General features: G+C 59.3%; 14 protein-coding genes. 4 read left to right on the forward strand and 10 right to left on the reverse strand.

Features of this window, described 5'->3' with window-relative positions; translation table 11 throughout:
- Positions 1 to 29: 29 nt before the first annotated feature.
- The 6 genes from FAY22_RS12160 to FAY22_RS12185 form a co-directional block, all read right to left on the reverse strand.
- On the reverse strand, positions 30 to 866 hold the full coding sequence (locus tag FAY22_RS12160; RefSeq protein WP_146330450.1) for a glycosyltransferase: 837 nt from the start codon (positions 864 to 866) through the stop codon (positions 30 to 32).
- Between the two features lie 2 nt (positions 867 to 868).
- A complete protein-coding gene (locus FAY22_RS12165; RefSeq protein WP_146330451.1) occupies positions 869 to 2,113 on the reverse strand; it encodes a hypothetical protein in 1,245 nt (414 codons plus the stop codon).
- Between the two features lie 53 nt (positions 2,114 to 2,166).
- A complete protein-coding gene (locus FAY22_RS12170) occupies positions 2,167 to 3,546 on the reverse strand; it encodes a flippase (RefSeq protein ID WP_168204828.1) in 1,380 nt (459 codons plus the stop codon).
- Positions 3,470 to 4,855, reverse strand: a complete 1,386-nt coding sequence (locus FAY22_RS12175; RefSeq protein WP_146330453.1) for a glycosyltransferase — start codon at positions 4,853 to 4,855, stop codon at positions 3,470 to 3,472. Before FAY22_RS12175 ends, FAY22_RS12170 begins: the two co-directional genes overlap by 77 nt.
- A gap of 152 nt (positions 4,856 to 5,007) precedes the next feature.
- Positions 5,008 to 7,326: a GNVR domain-containing protein gene (locus FAY22_RS12180; RefSeq protein WP_168204829.1), complete on the reverse strand. Its 2,319-nt coding sequence runs from the start codon at positions 7,324 to 7,326 to the stop codon at positions 5,008 to 5,010.
- 75 nt (positions 7,327 to 7,401) lie between these two features.
- A complete protein-coding gene (locus tag FAY22_RS12185; RefSeq protein ID WP_168204830.1) occupies positions 7,402 to 8,547 on the reverse strand; it encodes a glycosyltransferase in 1,146 nt (381 codons plus the stop codon).
- Between the two features lie 281 nt (positions 8,548 to 8,828).
- On the opposite strand from FAY22_RS12185, the gene FAY22_RS12190 reads away from it, so the two are divergent.
- Complete coding sequence (locus FAY22_RS12190) at positions 8,829 to 9,161, forward strand: hypothetical protein (protein WP_146330456.1); 333 nt, start codon at positions 8,829 to 8,831, stop codon at positions 9,159 to 9,161.
- 302 nt (positions 9,162 to 9,463) lie between these two features.
- Here FAY22_RS12190 and FAY22_RS12195 read toward each other — a convergent pair whose 3' ends face one another.
- The gene (locus FAY22_RS12195) at positions 9,464 to 10,501 is read right to left on the reverse strand and encodes a nitronate monooxygenase family protein (protein ID WP_146330457.1); all 1,038 of its coding nucleotides are present in this window, start codon (positions 10,499 to 10,501) and stop codon (positions 9,464 to 9,466) included.
- A 22-nt stretch (positions 10,502 to 10,523) separates the two neighbouring features.
- Positions 10,524 to 11,720, reverse strand: coding sequence for a YbfB/YjiJ family MFS transporter (locus FAY22_RS12200; protein ID WP_146330458.1), 1,197 nt, complete (start codon positions 11,718 to 11,720; stop codon positions 10,524 to 10,526).
- Positions 11,721 to 11,748: 28 nt separating this feature from the next.
- Between FAY22_RS12200 and FAY22_RS12205 the strand changes: the two genes are divergently transcribed.
- The 3 genes from FAY22_RS12205 (at position 11,749) to FAY22_RS12215 (ending at position 15,409) form a co-directional block, all read left to right on the forward strand.
- On the forward strand, positions 11,749 to 12,651 hold the full coding sequence (locus FAY22_RS12205; protein WP_246860492.1) for a LysR family transcriptional regulator: 903 nt from the start codon (positions 11,749 to 11,751) through the stop codon (positions 12,649 to 12,651).
- A 172-nt stretch (positions 12,652 to 12,823) separates the two neighbouring features.
- On the forward strand, positions 12,824 to 14,932 hold the full coding sequence (gene ppk1 / locus FAY22_RS12210) for a polyphosphate kinase 1 (RefSeq protein ID WP_146330459.1): 2,109 nt from the start codon (positions 12,824 to 12,826) through the stop codon (positions 14,930 to 14,932).
- A 24-nt stretch (positions 14,933 to 14,956) separates the two neighbouring features.
- On the forward strand, positions 14,957 to 15,409 hold the full coding sequence (locus tag FAY22_RS12215; protein WP_146330460.1) for a histidine phosphatase family protein: 453 nt from the start codon (positions 14,957 to 14,959) through the stop codon (positions 15,407 to 15,409).
- 50 nt (positions 15,410 to 15,459) lie between these two features.
- On the opposite strand, the gene FAY22_RS12220 is transcribed toward FAY22_RS12215, so the two are convergent.
- Positions 15,460 to 15,906 carry a hypothetical protein gene (locus FAY22_RS12220; protein WP_146330461.1) on the reverse strand — a complete coding sequence of 149 codons (447 nt, stop codon included), beginning with the start codon at positions 15,904 to 15,906 and terminating at the stop codon, positions 15,460 to 15,462.
- A 77-nt stretch (positions 15,907 to 15,983) separates the two neighbouring features.
- Positions 15,984 to 17,438: a Ppx/GppA phosphatase family protein gene (locus FAY22_RS12225; protein WP_146330462.1), complete on the reverse strand. Its 1,455-nt coding sequence runs from the start codon at positions 17,436 to 17,438 to the stop codon at positions 15,984 to 15,986.
- Positions 17,439 to 17,524 lie beyond the last annotated feature (86 nt).

Here is a 17,524-nt window from a genome sequence, read left to right on the forward strand (position 1 = left end):
GATCAATCGCATAAATGCCGGTTGCCGGCCTAGCGCAGCATGCTGCGATACACCAGGGCCACGAGCGGTGTCGGGAGCATGCGCACAGGGATCCTGCTCGCCAGGAACCACAGGTATCCGCGCAGATCAAGAAAGCCGCTTTCATAAAACGATCTGGCCAGCGCCAGTTCCGCCCTCGCGTAACGAACGCCGCGCCGCCGGCCGAACTGGGAAGAACCGACGCGCATATGCACAAGCGGCTCCGGGATATTCATGATCTTGACTCCACGCAGCAGGCACCTTACCCACAATGCGTAATCTTCAAGGCCGTGGAAATTCGGATAACCGCCGACGGACAGAATCACGCTGCGCCGGTACATGATCGTGGGATGGTTAAGCGGATTGCGCATGCGGGCAAATCTCTCCAAAGCGTCGGGAGACGCGGGCAGTCGCCTTCCCGCACGCCAGGTTCCGTCCTCCGCATCAAACTCGGTGGTATCACTGCCGACGATTCCGATTTCCGCATGCTTGCCCAGCACATCGATTTGCCGCTGGAAGCGATCAGCCCGATTGACGTCGTCGGCATCGCAGCGTGCCACGTTGTCGCATTCGCACTCCTGCAGCCCTGCATTCAACGCCTCTGCGAGGCCGACATTCTGACGCAGGCGGACGTGGTCGAGCGGCAGAATGTCATGATAGGCATCGATTGCCCTGTGCAGCTCGGCAGGAAGAGGCCCATCTTCCACCACGACCACCTGTCGGGGCAAGCAGGTCGACGCTGCGATGCTGTTCATGCATTTCTCAAGGTTCCCGGAGGTTTCTCCCGCATACACGGGCAACAGGACAGAAAATTCACGAATCTGGTGCGAAGGCGACGAGATAGACATTTTTATCTTCCTGGAAGGATGGAGGAAAATGAAGGCAGGTGTCTTCCCAGCCCACGTGAACTTTCCCTAAGCACGCAGACGGTCAGAATGCATGTGCAGAAGATCAGCCAGAGGATCGGCTCATAGACATAGAACTTTCCAAAGAGCAGAGGGAGATAAGCCAGCAGGCCGGACAGCCGCCCTATTGCATACGCGGTGTAACCTGCGATTCCAAACACGGCAAGACTGACCGGCAGGCCGAGCAGGATGATGGCGTTGAGCAGCACACCGGCATCCTGGGGCGATTCGCATCCGTCGCAAAAATCATGGTCAAGAGGCTTGCCGAGCACGAGGATTTCGTCGAATTCGTGCAAAAAGCCGCCGTAGGCGCGTAGCTTCGAGTCTCCGGAACTGTCTCCCATGGTCGAGCGCTGATAGAGATATTCCGTGACTTCGTCCATCCCAAGGTCTGCCACGAAGGCATACGCCCCTACAACGACAACGGCGATGCCAAGCAGCTTGAACAAGGTACTTGAGCGCACGACCGAGAGCGAGGACATGCAGGCCGCGAAGAGATAAATCGATGCGGACAGGATCCCCCAGAAGGAGAAGGTCAGCAGCGTGGAGGCGATCGCCACCACGCTGAAGAAGTCGAAAAATTTCCTTCTCGCTACGCCACGCAAGAACACGAGTCCATACACCCAGTTCGAATAGGTTCCGGGCTCGATATGGACACCCGTCATTCGCAACAGGCCGTCGTCCCAGCCGGAGGAAATGCGGGCCTCGCTGTACGGGTGGAAGATCTGATGGACATCGACGATGATGCCCCCGCCGATATAGAGAGCGAACTGCACGGCAAATGAAATAAGCCAGGCCGCCAGCAGGAAGTCGAGCGACCGCAGCAAGACCGGCCGCAGACCGCCATGGACCAATCCAGCCGCTATCACGGCGCCGAACCAGATGAAGGCCAGGGACGCCAGGACATACCAGGACGCCGGTGGCCAGTTCAGCACCAAAACCCATGCGCTTAGGAACAGCAACGGCGGCACCAGGCGGTAGAAGCCGGTTTCGCGCACCGCGCTCAAGCCGGCGACGAATGCGCATAGTCCACCTGCAACAGCGCGTATCTGATCTGCTGGCATCGATCCTTGCCCGCGGGCGACTTCGGCTGGCGTGAGCAGGTAATGCAGCAGGAATGCGAAGGCAAGCGCAGCGCAGTAATGAGCGCCGCTGCCATGTGATCGCTGCTCCCACTTTCCCAAGGCCATAACCGCTCCTAGGCAACTCATTTGTGTAAATACTGCTGCCGGCAAATCGTTACTCAAGAAGGCTTGAATGCGCCAACGACATCGCGCACGTCATTCCTGCGCATCAGCACCAGGCTGAAGAAAGGTGCTTTCGTAATAGCCCGATAGGTAAGAATTTTCATCAAGAGATCGAGGATGTAGGCTGCTGAAGTGACGATGGCAGCACCATGAATACCAAGATGCGGCAAGACGATGAGATTGCCTGTAATGGTCAACACGACGCCGGCCAGCGCCATGTACAGGTTCAGTTCCGGCTTGCCGCGCGCGGCGATATCGTTGGCGATGACGCGTGCCGGCGCCAGCGCAATCATTCCTGGGAGCAGAAGAATGAAAGGAACGTAGCTCGGGCGATACGTCGCACCGAAGAGTACGAGAATGAGCGGGTATGCAAGAATCCCAAGCAGGACTGCACCGGCAGCCGAAACGGCAAACACCATGCGCGAAATTGCTGTCGTGATCTGAATTCGCCGCTCCTCCTCTTTCGACATGGCGGATAGCTTAGGCAAAAGCACGACGCTGACTGCCTGGGACAACATCCATAACTTTTCGCCGATTTGAAAGGCAATGGAGTAAATCCCCGCCGCAGCCGGATTGATCAGCATGTTGATCAAAAAAGTGTCGGCACGGCTTTGCAGGAAGGTGAGCAGATTACTCAAGTAAGCCTTGAATCCGTAGCGCAGTGCCTTGTCCATGTAGCCGCTGTGCGAATCTGGTTCCTCCGAACGCAAGTGCTTTCGCAACAGCAGCCAGGAAAATGCCACGCCGCCGGCAGCTCCGGCCAGGTTGGCACACACGGGGGCCAGCACTTCAGTCTGTCCTGCCGCGACCAATACCGCAATGCCGCCGAGCGTTAGCGCCGGCTGGGCCAGCATGCACAGATTGAGGCGCCGGAAATCCTGCAGCCCCTGAAACAGGCTGTTAAGAAATCCTTGCGCCAGGCTGAATGGAAAAGCAAGCAACGCGACCCACAGTACTGGCCGGCCAATCCCGGGAAAATAATCTTCGGCCTTGAACAGGATTACTCCCGCTCCAAGGAGCAAGCCGGCCAAGCCCAGCACACGAATCAGCGTCCAGCTGGTTTTCCAGATCGTCTGAACCGGGAACCTGCCGGCTCCCAGGTAATACACGTTGGAAGAATTCGCCCCCAGGTTGAGAAACGTCGCTAGCAGCGTCGGCAACAGCAGCGACACGACATATACGCCGCTGCCGCGCGGGCCATATTCCTTGGCGATAAGCGCGACGATCGCCAGCTGGATCGCGGCTGTCAGAAGCTGCACGCCAAGCATGCGCGCGAAGTTCCGGAACAGCGCACGTAGGTCAAGACGAAATGCTGTAACGGAATGCATGGATGGGAATCTCGCAAGAACAAGATGACGGCTGTCCGCGGTGTTCAACAGCGTGGATGCTGCACTGTTCGCTCCGGCGCACATCGACGGCGGTTAGGGGCTGCATGGCTGCAGCGAAATTGCCGCTGTCACGCAACAACTGCCCGATAAATCCTTCATAGTTTCGCCGCGCATCGTAATGTTGTTCGATGGCGCGGCGCGCGGCACGCTTGTGCTCGGCATGCTTCAGTTTCGGGTATATGGCCAGAATGGCGCCGGCAATATCGGCTGGCCCTGGATTGTTATTCATGAGCACACCGCATTCGCCCGATACGATTTCGCGGACCGCGCCGATATCCGGAGCAATCACCGGCACGCCGAAGCTCATCGCTTCCATGATCGAGACCGGCACCCCCTCCACTTCGCTGGAATTGATGAACAGGTCAACCGCATGCGTAGCAAAGTAATGCCGCACTGCTTCGTTGGAAAGCAGCCCCAGGAATTGCCATGCCACGCTGCCGGCAGTCAGCCGGGACCGGGCATACGCCTGCAGCTCTTCGAACAGAGGACCGTCGCCGATGTGCGTCCACGAAATGCGCAGATCCGGCCTCTTCTGCGACACAACGCACAGCGCGTCAACGAGGCGATCGATGCGCTTGTACGGCAGGCAGAAGGCAACGGAAACGATATGCAAGCTTCCGTCGTCCGTCTGCATTGCGCACGCGGGCGGCAATGCCACGCCAAGGCGTGCCACATGCATCGTCGACAAGGAAGCGCGATACGTTTGGCGCAAATAACGACGGCCCTGGCTGGATATAGGGTAAAGCTGGTCAAAGTCGGCGAGGAATTGCCACTTCAACGGCATGTAGCCATGCGGTCGCTGTTCGACATACAGATCGAAACCATGCAGTCGCGATATCAGGCGCGGAACCGCCCCTTCGCGTTTGAGCAGAGCAGCCGCGTAGGCTTGCGTGTCATTCCAATAGCAGTACACCAGGTCGAAGCCGCCGCTCCGGCGCAGGCATCGCTTGAGGCCATGGCGAATCGTCAATACCCACATTACGCTATACAACGCCTTGGCTATGCTATACCCGGAAAGCTTGCCGGTTTTCCGGAGCTGCAAAGCCTCCTTCCAGAACACGGGCGACACGATGGCGCTCAGCAGGTTCATGGCGCGCGACAGTCTTGTCGCAGCATCAGCTATCGATGTGTCGACATGAATATTCGCAGGAAGAATACGAGGCTTTCCGTTGGCGGCCAGCGGCAACAAGGTCACCTGCACTCCGGGCGTGCGCGCCCAATGCCGTATTTCTTCCTCGAGAAACTGCTCTCCCGCTGGGTAGGGATAAGATTGCGTGAGAATGGCGACAGTGATCATTTAATGGTTGTAAAAGTGATTTTTAGACCAATGCTTGGTTTTGCGGCGCATGCGGGCTGCCACGCTATTCAAGCGGTTGCTCGCTCAACGCGGCGGCGAATGCAGGACATGGCCTGACATGGCGCAGGCATGCGGACATCCTCCGTCAACCATCAACCATAGGCCGCGCCGTAGCCGTAGCGCGTCTGACGCGATCGCATGTCGTTGTAGACCACTTCACTGCGCCCGGCACCCATGCGCTCAAGCTGCTTTTCCACTTCTTCAATTTCGCCGAGGCTCGTCTTTCCCGCCCGCACAATGTTGAGAATAAGGTCGGCATGCGGAACGATCATCAGCGTGTCGGCGACTGTGAGTAATGGGGCGGTGTCGATGATGACGAAGTCATATGTGCCGGCGGCATGCTGCAGCATGGCGCCAAATCCTGAATCGGACAGTACATCGACGGGCGTCCGGGGCAGACCGCCAGTAGAAAGGAAATCAAGTCCGGGCATGACCTCCCGGTGCACTGCCTGTTCCAGCTTCACCTGGTTGCCGACTGCCTCGCACAGACCGAATCCCCGCTCCAGCCCGAAGCGCCGATGCAGCGCGCCGGTGCGCAGGTCTGCGTCGATGAGCAAGACGCGCCGCCGAGAGGAAGTAAGCACCGCCGCAAAATTACTGGAGATAAAAGACTTTCCTACGCCAGGAGTGGGGCCAACGATGACGACGACACGTGCACGGCGATGACGCTCTTCAGCGTTTGGAGTGTAAGTCAGACGCATCATTCGTCGTTCTTCCCGTGCGCGCGAGTCGTCCAGCAAGCATTGCAGGCGACGCAATCCTTCGACAGCGGCATCCTCCGGCATATCGCGAGGAAGAACGACGACCGAGTCGTTCTTTCGCTTCCATGCAAGCCATGGCTTGCGCCTGTCATTGTCCTTATTCCGGCGGCTCTTGCTGTGCAAGACAACGCCGGTGACCGGCACCTGCAGACTGCGCTCGATTTCCATCGGGTTGTAGACACGCCCGCCCAGCATCTTTTTGGCCAGTACCGCCAGCAGTCCCAGAAGCAAGCCCAGGACGGCTGACGACAGGATCGCCAGCGCGCGCTTGGGCTTGACCGGCGTAACCGGCGTCTCCGGCAAATCGAGCAGGCGGACGTTGCCCACCTTGCTTGCCGAAGCCAGCCGCAATTGCTGGGAAGCGTTCATGACATTGGTATAGACATCCGTGTTGACGCTCACATCGCGGCGCAGCTGCAGGATTTCCTGTTCGATTTGAGGCAATCGCTTGATCTTTCCATTCACCAGGTCCGCTTCGCGATTGAGCGCCGCGATCTGGTTGGTGATGGCCTGCATTGCGGGGTGCCCTGCTTCGAAGCGGGCCATCAGCTCCGCCTTTTTTTGGTTGAGTTCAAGCAGTTTTGTCTGACCGAGCACCGATACCTGCAGCAGGCCCCTGGCCTCTTCGCCCAAATCGACCATTCCCCATCTGTTTCGCGCTTCGTTATATTTGAACTCGGATTCTTCCAAGGCTTTTTTCAGCTCGGGCAGCTGTTTCTCCAAAAACGCCAGCTGTTTTTCCGCGCCTGCCGAGATGCGATGCTCGTTCTGCATCAAGTATTGGCGCGCGACTTCGTTCAGAACCGACGCGGCCCGTTGTGCATCGGTGTCTTCCAGCGCCACGGCAATCACGCCGGATTGCCTCCCTTTTTCGCTGACCTCGATCTCGCGCTGCAGCTTTTCGACAGCCTCAAGCCTGGGATGCCGGACGAGCGTGAATTGCTCGCCGGGCCGCCCGGCCATATGGTCGACCTGGATATCCAGCGGCCCCTTCGGCGTGTTCGCGCGCAGCAGCTGCCCGGCATATCCGGTAAAGGCCACGCCTGTGTCCTTGAGCGTCACGGAATACCGTTGCCCCGGCAAGATGGTCAGCACAAAACCTGCGCGCTCATATGCCGCCGGCACGTCGAAGCGCGCCACGTCGAATCTTGCGTTGCTCCATACATGCCGCGAAGTCAGCAACCAAGAAGGCAGGATGTTCCCCAGGTTATGCCGCGCCGCCAGGCTGCCCAGCACGGGAAAATAGTGCGGCTTCACCTCGATGTACAAATGCGCCTTGTCCACCGCGGCGGAAAGCACCATCCGGGACTTCAATACCTCCAGCTCCGGAGCACCGGCCGTCCTGATATCGAAGGATTTCAGGGAATCGATAGGGGAAACGGCTTTCGGCAGCGCATCGATGTCTTCGACCTGAAAAAGAACCGTTGCCTTGTATATCGGCATAGAAAGGAAAGCGTATGCCAGGCCGGCAGCGGTCACGATGGCTGCTATTCCGGCAACAAGCCAGATGTTTGCCAGGATCAGATCAATGTAGAGGCTCGGGTCCGTTTTGGAAGAGGATGCGGCAGATTGGGCACGTATGTCATCGCGCGCGTCAGTGCGAGTGTAATGCTGAGGAATAGAAACCTGTGTTACGTCGTCATTGACCATCGCGTATTCCCTATGTTCTGCATTGGTTGCAGCCATGCGGCTAGACAAGGTGGAGCACACTCCATATGTGCTCGCTTATATCGACTTGGTTTTGTTTTCAGGGAGAAGGCCAAGCCCGATGATTGGGTTGAGGCACCAATGTCCGCGTACCAGCCGCGCATAAATCGCCATGTACAGAAACGCTTGCGCGACGATGCAGGCAATGGCGGCACGCTTCGTGTCCCCGTAATACAGCGCGAGAAAGGCAAACGGCGCATTCACTGCCATCAGCGTGGCCGTTGTCATGGCGTTGCGAAGCCAGGGACGCATCTCGCTGGAAGGGACGATGCGCGATACAAACCGTCGATATACCAGCATGTGGAAATGCAGCCGGTCGGGCAAACCGGGACTCATCTTTCTGATAAATTTCTTTCGATAGATACTGTAGATAACTTCGATGACCGGATAGGCGCAAATGGCCAGCAACTGCCAGGCGGTCAACGATGGATGGCGCACGATAAGCAACACCGCGATCTCGGCGATCCAGAAACCCAGGAAGTACGCACCGCTGTCGCCCATGAAGATGCGCCCCGTGGGGAAGTTAAACACCAGAAAGCCCAGCGCTATGCCGACACTTGTCATAGCAAGCTGCATCATGAACACGTCGTCAAGCCGCCATGCCAGCGCTCCCATACTGCCGAGAATCATGATGGCGGTAAATCCGGCAAGACCGTTAAATCCGTCGATGATATTGATTGAATTGGCAATGCCTGCGCTCGCAAACGCCGTTATCACCAGAGCGATAGGCGCCACCTTCAAAAGCACATCAATGATCCACACATCCATGCGAGGGAGAATGGCGCCGAGGAGCCAACTGGCGATCAACGGACTGGCGAAAGTGGCCAGCAGGCGGGTAGCGATCGATACCTTTTTCGTCACATCCTCAATAAATCCAATCAGGAAGGCAGGCAGCACCGCCAACAAGAGCTTCACATTGACGAGGGCGATGTCGATCTCTTCACGCAGAAAAAAATACACACTGGCTGCCAGCATTCCGATGAAAAACGAAATCCCTCCTACTCTCGGTACTGGCCGAGTATGAAATTTCTGAGCCGCACTCATGTCATGATCCAAGGAATGGAAGCCATGCCAGCGTTCGGTGGCTACGATCATCAGGCTCGATAAAAAGCTTGCGCTGCCTGCTACAACCAGAGCGGCGACAAGAATAGGGTTGATCATCATCCTGCATTTCCCTTGCATGAGGCCCCACTCTCGATTCTTGATGAACACAAAGAGGTAGAAAGGCCGTTACCATCAAGCGAGGAATCACTCGTTGGATGCAGCCGCAGCGAATGCAGCAACTCCACGCCTCGTCGTCCCGTTCCGCAGCACAAAAGTATTCCCTCGGAAAGCGGGCCCGCATTACAATGAATGGAGTTTAGCGATGCAGATGGGGGAAATTAAGTATCGTTTTTCGATACATATGGCCTTCAAAATGTCGAAGCAATTTTAATTTTGGATTAATGTCGTTTTTCTTCTGTGGAATATGGGGATTTTTTCAATATCGTTCCCAGGTGCCGCATAAAGGGCTAACCGTATCGACGAACAGTTTGTCGACTGCCGATGATCTTGCGATATTCGTTAACAAGACACCTCGACTTTCGCTCGATAACCACACATCTCATCCAGCCATGAATGTCAACGCAATTCTCAAGACTGTCGGCGTGCTTCTGGTCGCTTGCGGTGGCATTGCCTCTCTGGCATGGGAAAAAACAACGGCGGGGGATTTCATCATTGCCGCAGGATTTCTGGCGTACCTCTCCGTTCTGATCGGCGAGTGGTGGGGAAAGAAATAGGCGGGAATTGTCGGCACTGGTCAGTGCATAGCTTCTGCATCGACCGCGGCGCGCCGCAACTGGAGTGGGCATTTCGATCTATTACGATACGGCCGCTTTAGGGACGCTCCCTCTGGAAGTTCCGAGATACATGCAAGAAGTTTCAGGAAGTTCCACGTGGGGCCATGCATCGGACAGGCGGACGGCGACATTCTTGTGCGCGTCCAAATCAAGGCTTATCAGCTCATTCATCGCAGCAGTAATCAATGCAGCCAACAGGCAGTCTGAATGACTCTCTTGCGGCAAACCGGCAAGCGCTCTGCTTATATCAAGCGTGCGAGTTCCCGGGTCAGTACCGCTGCCGGTATTTCTTTGCAACCCGAGACATTTTGACCGGCCCACAGCGGCGAAAAATCTCCACTGCCCATGCTTTCCGCTTTGGACCGTAAAGGGGCCGACGCCGGTGCGGCAAGCGGGAATTGCGGAGCCATTGGATTCATTGGGCCGCATTCTCGCATCAAGCGATTCACGATGCCACGTGCCGGTCTGCCGGAGAAGAGATTCGTTAGCGCGGTTATCCGGGCTCCTTCGCTCCTCAGCGCCGCCCGATGGACAGCGCTGGTGGTCGCTTCCGGGCAAAGCATGTAAGCCGTGCCCACCTGTACTCCGGCAGCACCCAGATCCAGTGCCGCCCTGACGCCTTGTGCGTCAGCGATGCCTCCCGTGGCGATGACAGGAACCCGTACGGCGCGGACAATCTGCGGCAGCAGCGCGAAGCTGCCCACCTGGGTACTGATGTCGTCGGTGAGGAACATCCCGCGGTGCCCACCTGCCTCGAAACCTTGCGCAACAATCGCATCCACACCGTGCGCCTCCAGCCACAGCGCTTCTTCAACAGTGGTTGCAGAGGAAATTATCTTGGCCCCGGAGCTACGAACCAGGGTCACGAGTTCCAGTGCGGGCAATCCAAAATGAAAACTCACCACGGCCGGCCGATACTCGCAGACCAAATCGGCCATCTCGCGATTGAACGGCATCCGCGCCGGTCCGGCAGGGGCACGGGCGGGGTTAATCCCGAACTCGGCGTAGTAGTCGGAAAACAAGGCTTGCCACGCTCTCATCTTGGCCTCATCAAGCACGGGCGCCCGGTGGCTGAAAAAGTTGAGATTGAAGGGCCGAACCGTCTGCGCGCGGATGGTGTCGAGCTCTTTTCGCAAGGCTTCCGCGCTGAACATCGCGCAAGGCAGGGAGCCCAGCCCGCCGGCATTGGAAACCGCAATCGTCAATGCGCTGTTTTGTACGCCCGCCATTGGCGCCTGGATGATAGGGAGTTCAATGCCAAAGAGTTCTTGTATCGACATGGTTCCAACCTTTATACAAGGATTACTGCTTTGACCCGGAAGCGCTGTCACCCAGCCAAAGCCAGACTGAAGTGGCCGCCAGGAGCAAGGTGGCCACCGCGTTAGCCCAACTCAATGCGTCCCATCCCGCAAGCCGGGTGTTACCGATGAATCGCACCAGGAGCGGGCCGGCAATTTGGCCGGCCGCGAAGCCGGCGGTCATTCTCGCCAACAGGGGCGTCGGATTCGACGGCATGCGCTCGCGTGCCAGTTGCAGACCTGCCATGGTCGCGACCATGAAGGTTCCGCCAACCAGGACCGCTGAAGCGGCCAGCACCCACAAGCCATGCCGGAGAAGAGGAAGCAAGGTGCCCACGGCCATGAGGCCCTGGGCAATTGCCCACACTTTTCTGCGCGGCCAGCCAGATAGCCATTGCGACACGACGGCCACCGATAGCGCGGCTGCCGTACCGAAAATGGGCCAGGTCAGCCCGAAGACGAGCGGGTCGGCTACCAGTTGCCGCGCCATGGTGGGCAGGAAGGTGGCGGGAACAATGTAGCCAAAACCAAAAGCGCTGTAGCAGAGAACCAAGCCGAGGTTCTTATTCCGGGCAGGCGACACCGCCGCCCGTTGCGCGCTGGTTGCTGCGGCGTGCGGCGCCACAGCGGCGGATTGAGCCGGGAGGCTCAGCAGGACATAGGCAGCGCCGGCCATGGCCAGCACACCGAGCTCCACCCAAAGCGTCAGTGCAGATTGCCCGCCGCCCAGCCACGTCATGATGCCTGTCACGGCGATGCCGAGGCCGACGCCGGTGTAGATCCAGCCGCCCAATGACGTTGAACCTCTACGGACCAGCTCAAGCAAGCACCAGCTGCTGGCGCACACCAACACCCACGCGCTAAAAACGCCGGCGCTGCCGCGCAGCGCCGCGCCTGCCCATGATGATGCACCGTTACTCCAGACCATGCCCAAGGTCGTCAGGACGACGCCAATCAACCCGATCCGCAAACCCAGCCGAGGCTCGCGCCCAAACCATGAAGCGGTCAGCGCACCAAGAAGATACCCGAGGTAGTTGGCCGCGGCCCATTCCGTTCCGGTAGCGGCGTCCAGGCTGCCATCTCGCAGCATCAGCGGCAGCAATGGCGTAAACGCGAACCGGCCGATGCCCATGGCTATGGCCAGGGCGACAAGGCCGACGAAGACAATCGACTGCGGCGACGGTGAGAAACGTGTATCCATGGCGCGATTAGACCCCGATAGGATAGAATTGAAAAGTGAATTATTAGATACAAATATTCACTATATGAGAATAATCAATCTCGACGACCTGCATATCTTCCGCTGTGTGGCCCTGGAGGGCGGCGTTCTGCGCGCAGCAGCGTTACTCAACCGCGTGCCTTCCAACGTGACGACCCGCATCAAGCAGTTCGAGACCCGCCTGGGTACACGGCTGTTTCGACGTCAAGGACGGAATGTGGTGCTGACCGATGCCGGCCGGACATTGCTTGGTCATGCAGAGCGTTTGTTGAGACTGGCTGACGAAGCCGAGCAGGAACTCTGTCATGGGGTTATCCGTGGTACCTTGCGCCTGGGCTCGCTTGAGAGTGCGGCCAGCGTGCGGCTCCCCCTCATTCTTTCGCAATATCACGCTGCCCATCCTGAAACGCATGTCGAGCTCCAAACCGGAACCACCGGGGCATTGCTTCGCCAGCTAGAGAATCACCAGATCGAGGCCGCTTTCGTTTCCGAACCGTTCGAGAAAGGAAAGCTCTCCTCCGTGGTGGCCTTTGAAGAAGAGCTGGTCTTAATTACCGCGCAAGGCAGTCCACGCATTCGAAGTGCGCTGGACCTGACCAGCCAGTCCGTGGTGGCCTTTCCACATGGATGTTCATACCGTCGCCTGCTGACGGATTGGTTTTCCGAAGCAGGTGTAACCCCAAATCGATTCCTCGACCTTGGTTCCTATCACGCTATCGTTGCTTGCGTGGCTGCCGGAACAGGTGTCGCCGTGGTGCCGGCCAGCGTACTGGACAACGCCGTGATGGGAAGCCTGGTTCAGCGCCACAAACTCCCCAGGACAGTCCGGGAAAACCGGACGCACCTGGTATGGTATGGCGACGCCAGTGGCCAACTAAAAGAATTGCTAAAACTACTTGCCAGCAGCGCTTAAGCCGTTCAGATGCGTTGCGAACGGCGGGAAGGGTCTCCAATGCGGCGGCGGCCGAGGCCAAGGCGTCATGGAAGAGCGCCTCGCAGGCGGCAATGCCGTCATCACCTGTCATAAACCCGTCACATTTCACCAATAAACTTGCCCGCTGTTATCAAACTGAACACGCGCTGGCATGAACAAGACTGCAGCTTATCGAAGCGCGGCATCCGGTCTCGATCGGCATGGGGCAATATATCTAAACAGGGAAATTTCCCAGCTTAACTTCAACACCCGGGTGCTCGCCCTGGCCGAAGACCCTTCCGTTCCGCTGCTGGAGCGGCTGCGCTACCTGTGCATCGTCAGCAGCAATCTCGATGAATTCTTCGAGGTGCGGATTGCCAGCCTGCTTGCGCAAAGCAGGATGGGCGGCGCGGAGAGCGCCTTGCCCGCCCAACTGGCGGCGACCCTGGCGCAAACCGGCGACGAGTGCCGCCGGATCATCGAGCGCCAGTATTCGCTCCTGAACGACGTCATCCTGCCGCGGCTCTCCGCGCAGGGAATTCACCTGCTGCGCCATCAAGACCGCAACGAACAGCAGCGCGCCTGGGTGAAGGAATATTTCAACACGACCGTCCGCCCATTGCTGACGCCTATCGGCCTCGATCCGTCGCATCCGTTCCCGCAGGTCGTCAACAAGAGCCTGAATTTCATCGTTGAGCTTTCGGGCAAGGATGCCTTCGGGCGCGGCACCGGCATTGCAATCCTCAAGGCGCCGCGCGTCTTGCCGCGCGTCATCCGGCTGCCGGACCACCTGTCCAGCAATGGCATCGCATTCTGCTTGCTGTCCTCGGTCATCCACGCGCATATCGCTGATTTGTTCACGGGCCGCGACGTGGTCGCCTATTCGCAGTTCCGCGTCACGCGCAACAGCGACCTGTGGGTGGACGAAGAAGAGGTGAAGAACCTGCGCCAGGCATTGCAGAGCGAATTGCATAGCCGGCAGTTCGGTTTCGCGGTGCGGCTCGAAGTCGCGCGCAACTGCCCGGACCACCTCGCGGACTTCCTGCTGAACCAGTTTTCGCTCGACCGCAGCCGGATGTACGCGGTCGACGGCCCGGTCAACATGGTCCGCCTGCTGGAACTGGTCAACAACGTCGCCCAGCCGGACCTGCGCTTTGCGCCGTTTTCGCCGGGCCTGCCGGCGAAGCTGGCCAACCCGGATCTCTTCGAGCTGCTGCGCAAGCAGGACGTCCTGCTGCACCATCCCTTCCAGTCGTTCGAGCCGGTGATCGATTTCATCCGCACCGCCGCGCTAGACCCGCATGTCGTTGCGATCAAGCAGACGATCTACCGCACGGGCATGAATTCTGACCTGATGGAAGCGCTCATCACCGCGGCGCTTCGGGGAAAGGAAGTGACGGTGATCGTCGAACTGATGGCGCGTTTTGACGAGGAAGCCAATATCAACTGGGCCGAGCGCCTGGAACGCGTCGGCGCGCAGGTTGTCTACGGCGTCGTCGGCTTGAAAACGCACGCCAAGATTGCGCTCGTGCTGCGGCGCGAGGGATCGGAACTGCGTTATTACGCCCACCTCGGGACGGGAAATTATCATCCGACCACGACCAAGCATTACACCGATTTCGGGCTCCTGACGGCGAACCATGCGCTGGCCGTCGAAATCAACGAAGTGTTCATCCACCTGACGAGCCTGACCAAGCCGAAAACGCTGAACCACCTGTGGCTGGCCCCCTTCGCCTTGCAAAAAGAACTCGTCAAGGCGATCCGGCGCGAGGCGGCAATCGCCCGCCAGGGACGCGCCGCCAAGATCATCGCGAAAATGAATTCGCTCACGGATGAATCGGTCATCCGCGCGTTGTATGCGGCTTCCGCCGACGGCGTCGAGATACAGCTGATCGTGCGCGGCGCCTGCGCCCTGCGGCCGGGCGTGCCGGGCCTGTCGGAAAACATCCGCGTACGCTCGGTCGTCGGGCGCTTCCTCGAACATAGCCGGATCTACTATTTCCGCAACGATCTCGCGCATGACGTCTACCTCGCCAGCGCGGATTGGATGAACCGGAACCTGTTCCGGCGCGTCGAGGTGGCCTTCCCGGTGCTGGACGGCGCACTCAAGAAACGGGTAATCAACGAAGGACTGTTCCCCTATCTCAAGGACAACGTCAACGCCTGGGAACTGAATAGCGATGGAACCTACCACAAGCGAAAACCGCGCGCAAAACAGGCGCCGTTTTGCGCGCAAGCGCACCTTGCAAGGCTGCTCGGCACGCCTTCCGACGGCCGGTAGGCGGACGTTGCGGGACGGCGGGCGATGGAACTGATCCTGTGGCGACATGCGGACGCCGAACCGGGCGAACCGGATGCCGCCCGCGCCTTGACCGCCAAGGGGAAAAGACAGGCGCGCAAGATGGGGGAATGGCTTGACCGCCATCTTCCCGGCACCTGCCGCATCCTGTCGAGCCCGGCCGTGCGCTGCATCCAGACCGCGCACGCGCTGGGACGCGAATTCATCATCGAGCCCGCTCTGGGGATCGATTCGGAACTGGAAACGATGATCGCCGCTTCCGGCTGGCCCGGCGGCCGCGGACCGGTCCTGCTGGTCGGGCATCAGCCGCTGCTCGGGCAAGCGGCGGCACTCCTGATGACAGGCCAAAAACAGGATTGGCGGGTGCGCAAGGCCGGATTCATCTGGCTCGCGCAAAAGCCGGGACCGGCGGCGCAAATCTATATCCGCGCGGTGCTCGGCGCCGACTTGCTGCGCTGACGCCGCACGCGCGGCACAGGCGGCCCTTGCCCGGTGCCTCGGGCGTGACCCTATTTCTGTTTCTTTGGGCGTCCAGCCTTAAGCGGCGGCAACGCATCGAGCGCCGCCTTGAGCCTGGCGGAATCAAGTTGACGAATCAGCGCCACACCCACGCGCAGCAGCTCGCTTTTCTTGACTTCGATACCGGCTTTCAGGCACGCCTTCTTTACCTCGCCCAGCACCGCGTACTCGTCTTCCGGCATCGTGAAGCTGTCGCGCACCAGCTTGGGCTTGCGCTGCTTTTCCTTCTCGGCCGGCTTTTCCCTGGCCGCAGCCGGTTCCTTGGCCGGCGGCTTAGCCTTCGACGCGGCCTTGGCTTTCTTCGCAACGGCCGCCTTTGTCGTGGCGGCCTGCTTTTTCGGCGTTGTCGCGGCGCTTTTCTTCACGCGATTTGCCGCCGGTTTTTCCTTGGCCGCCGGCTGGTCGGCGGTGCTTGCGGCATCTGCTGATTTTGTCATCGATTCCTCCCTGTTCGGTTGCGCATAAATAATATAAATGATTTATACCATATTTACGAAACCGCCGCGCGACCGGCTCAGGAAATCCTGACCAGCATTGCCACCCCGACTTCCTCCCATGCCTCGCGTTCCTTCTGCAAGCCGCAGGGGACGGTCTCGTGCACGCCGAGCCAGTCGCGGCTGATCTGGAGGTCGATACGCCCTTTCATCTTGACCTGCACCCCGTCGCAACCACCTTCGAGTTTCGCGTGCATGAAGATGGCGGCCAGGCGCAACGACAGCACCGCCTTTGCCAGGTCGGGGTCGGCCAGGGACTGGCTGATTTTGCGCAGATTCCCCTTCTGGCCGAGAATGAGGCTGCCCATCAGGCGCTGTTCGCGCGCGGTAAAGCCGGGAAGATCCGCGTTTTCGATCATGTAGGCGCCGTGCTTGTGCGCGCCGGTATGGGAAATCGCGAGGCCGGCCTCATGCACCAGGCCGCTCCAGTACAGGTATTTGCCGTATTCGTCGCTCGCCGGCTTGAGTTGCCGGAAAAGCTGGCTCGCGGTCTCGGCCACCTGGCAGGCCCGCTTCTCGTCGCAATGGAAGCGCTGCATGAATTCGGTGACGGATGCGTCGCGCCGGTCGTGTTTCATCGCCCGCAGCCGCAGGTCGTGCAGTACGCCCAGCCGCAGGCCGGCATCGACCGCCTCGACCGTGTCGATGCCCATCGCCTGCATGAGGCCGAGCAGGATGGCGAGCCCGCCCACCATCACGATCACGCGCTCCTCCTTGACGCCGGGCAGATCGAACGCATCGACATGGCCCACTGCCACCAGGCGCCGCTTCAGTTCAGCAAGGCTCTTGCACGACAGCGTTCCGTCGCCGATCGCGTTCTTGGCGATCACGCTCGCGATCGCCCTGATCGTCCCCGAAGAGCCATATGCCAGGTCCCAATGCCGCGGGTCGTAAAACGCCGCCGCATCCTCGAAGTACGAGCGCGCGGAAAGAATGGCGGCGTCGAACGAGGCGGCATCGATTCGTCCCTGGGGAAAGAAGGAAGCGCTTTGCCGGTGCGTCCCGATGCTGAACGATTCCACGTGCCGGATTTCCTCGCCGCGCCCGAGAATGATTTCCGTCGAACCGCCGCCGATATCGATGACGAGCCGGCGCTCGTCTGGGCGATCGAGAAAGCTCGCCACGCCCATGTAGATCAGCCGCCCCTCCTCCTCGCCCGAGATGATTTCGATGGGATGGCCGATCGCCTCCTCGGCGCGCGGCAGAAAAGACCGGGCATTGCGCGCCACGCGCAATGTATTGGTGGCCACCACCCGTATGGCGTCGAGCCGGTAGGCGTCGAGCAGCGCGCGAAAACGCCGCAGGCATTCCAGCGCGGCATCCATCGCTTCCGCCGTCAGGTTTCCCTGGCCGTCGAGGCCGGCCGCGAGGCGGATCGGCTCGCGCGCGGTTTTCACGATCCGCATCGCGTTGCCGCAATCCTGGCCAATATGAAGACGAAAACTGTTCGAACCAAGATCGACCGCCGCAAACATTTTCCTGTCCTTGTTAAATGTCCCTGGGCCAAAGCGCAAGCCGCATGCCCGGGGTTCGATGAAATGATCAAGCCCGCCATCATGCC

The organism is Noviherbaspirillum sp. UKPF54 (assembly GCF_007874125.1).
Lineage (GTDB): Bacteria > Pseudomonadota > Gammaproteobacteria > Burkholderiales > Burkholderiaceae_D > Noviherbaspirillum.

Coding starts and splice junctions, on each gene's coding strand:
- FAY22_RS12160 (WP_146330450.1), bottom strand. CDS start 866: ATGTCTATCTCGTCGCCTTCGCACCAGATTCGTGAATTTTCTGTCCTG.
- FAY22_RS12165 (WP_146330451.1), bottom strand. CDS start 2,113: ATGGCCTTGGGAAAGTGGGAGCAGCGATCACATGGCAGCGGCGCTCAT.
- FAY22_RS12175 (WP_146330453.1), bottom strand. CDS start 4,855: ATGATCACTGTCGCCATTCTCACGCAATCTTATCCCTACCCAGCGGGA.
- FAY22_RS12180 (WP_168204829.1), bottom strand. CDS start 7,326: ATGGTCAATGACGACGTAACACAGGTTTCTATTCCTCAGCATTACACT.
- FAY22_RS12185 (WP_168204830.1), bottom strand. CDS start 8,547: ATGATGATCAACCCTATTCTTGTCGCCGCTCTGGTTGTAGCAGGCAGC.
- FAY22_RS12190 (WP_146330456.1), top strand. CDS start 8,829: ATGTCGTTTTTCTTCTGTGGAATATGGGGATTTTTTCAATATCGTTCC.
- FAY22_RS12195 (WP_146330457.1), bottom strand. CDS start 10,501: ATGTCGATACAAGAACTCTTTGGCATTGAACTCCCTATCATCCAGGCG.
- FAY22_RS12200 (WP_146330458.1), bottom strand. CDS start 11,720: ATGGATACACGTTTCTCACCGTCGCCGCAGTCGATTGTCTTCGTCGGC.
- ppk1 (WP_146330459.1), top strand. CDS start 12,824: ATGAACAAGACTGCAGCTTATCGAAGCGCGGCATCCGGTCTCGATCGG.
- FAY22_RS12215 (WP_146330460.1), top strand. CDS start 14,957: ATGGAACTGATCCTGTGGCGACATGCGGACGCCGAACCGGGCGAACCG.
- FAY22_RS12220 (WP_146330461.1), bottom strand. CDS start 15,906: ATGACAAAATCAGCAGATGCCGCAAGCACCGCCGACCAGCCGGCGGCC.
- FAY22_RS12225 (WP_146330462.1), bottom strand. CDS start 17,438: ATGTTTGCGGCGGTCGATCTTGGTTCGAACAGTTTTCGTCTTCATATT.